5 protein-coding genes are annotated in these 4341 nt (G+C 66.4%); 2 read left to right on the top strand and 3 right to left on the bottom strand.

The annotated features are described in order from the left end of the window. Nucleotides 1–491, top strand: a 491-nt coding sequence (locus RTO53_RS15485) for a TraB/GumN family protein (RefSeq protein ID WP_312238636.1), incomplete at its 5' end; no start/stop codon positions are given. Between the two features lie 77 nt (nt 492–568). On the opposite strand, the gene phaR is transcribed toward RTO53_RS15485, so the two are convergent. The 3 genes from phaR to gluQRS form a co-directional block, all read right to left on the bottom strand. Next, nucleotides 569–1108 carry a polyhydroxyalkanoate synthesis repressor PhaR gene (gene phaR / locus RTO53_RS15480; RefSeq protein WP_312238635.1) on the bottom strand — a complete coding sequence of 180 codons (540 nt, stop codon included), beginning with the start codon at nt 1106–1108 and terminating at the stop codon, nt 569–571. 287 nt (nt 1109–1395) lie between these two features. Then, nucleotides 1396–2136, bottom strand: coding sequence for an acetoacetyl-CoA reductase (gene phbB / locus RTO53_RS15475; RefSeq protein ID WP_312238634.1), 741 nt, complete (start codon nt 2134–2136; stop codon nt 1396–1398). A 73-nt stretch (nt 2137–2209) separates the two neighbouring features. Next, entirely contained in the window at nt 2210–3094 is an 885-nt protein-coding gene (gene gluQRS, locus RTO53_RS15470) for a tRNA glutamyl-Q(34) synthetase GluQRS (RefSeq protein ID WP_312238633.1), read from the bottom strand. 93 nt (nt 3095–3187) lie between these two features. On the opposite strand from gluQRS, the gene htpX reads away from it, so the two are divergent. After that, nucleotides 3188–4060 (top strand): protease HtpX, encoded by an 873-nt coding sequence (htpX, locus tag RTO53_RS15465; RefSeq protein WP_312238632.1) that lies wholly within the window; start codon nt 3188–3190, stop codon nt 4058–4060. The last annotated feature ends 281 nt before the right edge of the window (nt 4061–4341 follow it).

Here is a 4341-nt window from a genome sequence, read left to right as displayed (position 1 = left end):
GCCAGTTCACCAAAATGGGGCTGGACCCGAACCTGGGCCTGGACCGTCACTTCATGGAGCGCGCCGCCACCGCGAACAAGACGACCTCGGGCCTGGAGGATATCGATACGCAGGTCGGGGTGTTGTCGGGGATGTCGGCGCAGGAGCAGCAACAGATGGTGGCCGAGGCGCTGGACCAGGCCGACAAGGCCGATGCCGAAGGCCGCAAGCTGCACGATGCGTGGCGTCGCGGCGACGACAAGCTGCTGTGGACGTCGATGGCGGCGCAGATGCGCGGCCAGTACCCGCAGCTGTACAAGCGGATCAACACCGATCGCAACGATGCCTGGGTGCCCAAGCTGCAGCAGTACCTGCAGGCCGGGCAGGGTGGCACGCTGGTGGTGGTGGGCACGCTGCACCTGCTGGGCAACGATGGCGTGGTCGAGAAACTGAAGGCCAAGGGCTTCCAGGTGGAGCGGGTGTGCACCGGCTGCGCCAAGCCCAGGCGCTGATCGGGCGCTGAGTGCGGAGACGAAAAAGGCGCGGCCGGTGGGCTGCGCCTTTTTTGGTTGTCACCCTCGCAGGCAACTCAGCGGCGGGTCTTGCCCGCGCCGGGTGCCGGGGTTTCCGGCTTGGCCGTGCCCGCGCCGGTCCCGGTGGAGGTGCCGCCGGGACGGGGGCCGAAGCCGGCGCCGCCGGCGCCCATGTTGCGCTGGAAGTCCTGCCAGAGCTCGAGGTTGCGCTCGGTGAGCTGGTTCATCATCGCCCACGGGGTCTGGCCGAGAAGGTTGCCCATCTGCTGGCGGAACTGCTGCTGCTGGTCGAGGAAGACCTGCATGCTGCGCTCCAGGTAATTGCCCATGAAGCCCTGCAGGGAGTCGCCGTAGAAGCGGATCAGCTGGCTGAGCAGCTGGGTGGACAGCATGGGTTCGCCGTCCTGTTCCTGGTCGGCGATGATCTGCAGCAGTACCGAGCGGGTCAGGTCGTCGCCGCTCTTGGCGTCACGGACTTCGAAGTCTTCGCCGTCGAGGATGAGCTGGCGCACGTCTTCGATGGTGATGTAGCTGGAAATCTCGGTGTCGTAGAGCCGGCGATTCGGGTATTTCTTGATAATGCGGTTCGCAGCCATGAAACGGTCACTCATCACAGTAGGCGCGCAGCATGGCGCAGTGCAGCAGCACATGCAACCGCCGAAAGGCCCATGCGGCGGGGTATCGGAATCAATTCATGTTGCGCAGCATGGATCTGCGCGGGGTGCAGCATTTTGCCGGTTCCATGTCAGGGCCGTAGCCGGTTGGGCCTGCAAACGGTTTCTCGGACCGCGGCGGCAGCGTAGTGCGCCGCGCGGGTTCCGTAGAGCCGACCGTTGGTCGGCTGCGCCATGCGCCGCGGAAAGCAGCCGACCAGCGGTCGGCTCTACCAGCCCATGTGGTGGCCGCCGTTGATGTCCAGGTTCGAGCCGGTGATCCACGAGGCTTCCTCGTTGACCAGGAAGGCCACCGCGTAGGCGATTTCCTCGGGTTTGCCGAGGCGGCCGGTGGGGATGTCGGCGATGATCTTGGCGCGCACTTCGTCAGGCACGGCCATCACCATGTCGGTGGCGACGTAGCCGGGGGAAATGGTGTTGACGGTGATGCCGAAGCCGGCGTTCTCGCGCGCCAGCGAGATGGTGAAGCCGTGCATGCCGGCCTTGGCGGCAGCGTAGTTGGCCTGGCCGTACTGGCCCTTGAGGCCGTTGATCGAGCTGATCTGGATGACCCGGCCCCAGCCGCGGCGGCGCATGCCTTCGATGACCGGACGGGTGACGTTGAACACCGAGTTGAGATTGGTGTTGATGACGTCGTGCCACTGGTCGGCGCGCATGCGATGGAAGGTGGTGTCGCGGGTGATACCGGCGTTGTTGACCAGGATCTCGATCGGGCCGAACGCGGCTTCGACGGCGTGAACCATGGCTTCGGCGGTATCGGGATTGGAGACGTCGCCGGGGAAGATCGCCACGTCGCAACCGCGTGCCAGCATCATCTCGCGCCATGCCGTGGCCTTGGCTTCGTCGCGGTAGTTGGTGGCGACCCGATGGCCCTGGTCGGCCAGGCGTTGGCAGATGGCAGTACCGATGCCGCCGGTACCGCCGGTGACCAGTGCGACGCGAGATGTCATGAGCAGCTACTCCGAAAGGCTGGGCCAACTAGGGGGAAAGCGATTCTGCAACATCGCCGCGGCAAATGGGGGCTCAGCGGGGGCCCTGCGGTGCAACGATGTCGTGGCGGGGCAGCCGGGCCGGATCGAAGCCGGCGCGGGCGCGCGCGAGCAGGTCGACAACGCTGCCATCACCGCGCAGGCAGGCCGGATCCTGGCCGAGCGCGGCCCAGGCCTGGCGCAGGGCGGGGAGCGGCGCTCTGGCATCCAGCGGGCGGGCGGCGTCGGACTTGGACAGTTTGCGGCCGTCGGCATCCAGCAGCAGGGGCAGGTGCAGATACGCGGGGGTGGGCAGGCCAAGCGCGCGCTGCAGCAGGATCTGGCGCGGGGTGGAGTCGAGCAGGTCGGCGCCCCGCACCACGTCGGTGATGCCCTGGTCGCCGTCATCGACCACCACCGCCAGCTGGTAGGCCCAGTAGCCGTCGGCGCGGCGCAGGACGAAATCGCCGACCTCGGCGTGCACGTCCTGCCGGATCGCCCCGCGCAGCCCGTCCTGGAAATGGACCGTGCTGCCCGGCGGCACGCGCAGGCGGATGGCCGGTTGTTGGCGCGGGCTGCGTGCCACGCACTGATGGTGGATGCCGTGCTGGTCGGCCAGGCCGCTGCGGCTGCAATGGCAGAAGAAGGCCTTGCCTTCGTCCAGCAGGCGCTCCAGGGCCTGCTGGTAGAGCATGTCGCGACTGCTCTGGTGAACGATGGGGCCATCGCTGGCCAGGCCCAGCGCGGCCAGCGTGGCCAGTTGCTGATCCACGGCGCCGGGCACGGTGCGGGGCGGGTCGACGTCTTCGATCCGCACCCGCCACTGTCCCCCGGCATGGCGGGCGAGCAGCCAACTGCCCAGCGCCGCCAGCAGCGAGCCGGGATGCAGGGGGCCGGTGGGGGAGGGCGCGAAGCGGCCGCGGTAGGGGGTCATGGACATGAACTATGAATCGTCGGTCAGTTTGCGACTTGAATTCAACATGAAGTCCCCGCAGATTTGCAGTCATCAACCTCTATCGAGCGTCATTTTCCCATGTTCAGTCGCATTGCTCTCTTTCTTCTGACCAACTTTGCGGTGCTGATCCTAGCGGGCATCGTGATGTCGGTGCTGGGCGTCAATCCCAGCCAGATGAGCGGCCTGCTGGTGATGGCGGCCATCTTCGGCTTCGGGGGTTCGTTCATTTCGCTGCTGCTGTCCAAATGGATGGCCAAGCGTTCGACCGGTGCGGTGGTGATCACCGAACCGCGCAATCCGACCGAGCGCTGGCTGCTGGCCACGGTCGAACGCCAGGCGCGCGAGGCCGGTATCGGCATGCCGGAGGTGGCCGTCTATGACGGCCCGGAAATCAACGCCTTCGCCACCGGCGCCAACCGCAACAAGGCACTGGTGGCGGTGTCCACCGGCCTGCTGCACAACATGAGCGAGGACGAGGCCGAAGCGGTGCTGGGCCACGAGATCGCGCACGTGGCCAACGGTGACATGATCACCATGGCCCTGTTGCAGGGCGTGTTGAATACCTTCGTGATCGTGCTTGCGCGGATCGTCGGTGGCTTCATCGACAGTGCGATGTCGGGCAACCGCGAGGGCGGCGGGCGTGGCATCGGCTACTTCGTGATCGTGTTCGTGCTGGAGATGATCTTCGGTCTGTTCGCGACGATGATTTCGATGTGGTTCTCGCGTCACCGTGAGTTCCGCGCCGATGCCGGCGGTGCGCACCTGGCCGGCCGCCAGAAGATGATTGCGGCGCTGGAGCGGCTGAAGCTCAACCACGGCCAGAGCACGCTGCCGACGCAGATCGCCGCGTTCGGTATTGCTGGTTCTACCGCCAGGAAGCTGTTCATGAGCCACCCGCCGCTGGAAGAGCGCATCGCGGCCCTGAAGGCGGCCGGCAATACGGTGGCCTGATTTTCGATCGCGGCCTGTTGTAATGAAACGCCCGGCCTTGGCCGGGCGTTTTTGTTTTCTGGAAGCAGCGGCAGCACAACGGCCGGGGCCGCGGCCTGAGCCGGTCAGGGCGGGAGCGTGAGGGTTCGCATCCGACGCATGCTTCGGACGACTGGGCAAGGCATTTGAAACGTAGGGCAGAAGCGCAGAGCGCAGAGCGCAGGAGCCGCGATCGCGCTTCCGGCTCTTTCGTTGCGCACCTGCACACTGTCAAAGGTGGGTACGGGTGGGTTGGCGGGACC

It is taken from the genome of Stenotrophomonas sp., from assembly GCF_031995405.1.
Classification (GTDB): Bacteria; Pseudomonadota; Gammaproteobacteria; order Xanthomonadales; family Xanthomonadaceae; genus Stenotrophomonas.
Note: the sequence above shows the minus strand (reverse complement) of the source record. Positions and strands in the feature narration are given on the sequence as shown.

Coding starts and splice junctions, on each gene's coding strand:
- phaR (WP_312238635.1), bottom strand. CDS start 1,108: ATGGCTGCGAACCGCATTATCAAGAAATACCCGAATCGCCGGCTCTAC.
- phbB (WP_312238634.1), bottom strand. CDS start 2,136: ATGACATCTCGCGTCGCACTGGTCACCGGCGGTACCGGCGGCATCGGT.
- gluQRS (WP_312238633.1), bottom strand. CDS start 3,094: ATGTCCATGACCCCCTACCGCGGCCGCTTCGCGCCCTCCCCCACCGGC.
- htpX (WP_312238632.1), top strand. CDS start 3,188: ATGTTCAGTCGCATTGCTCTCTTTCTTCTGACCAACTTTGCGGTGCTG.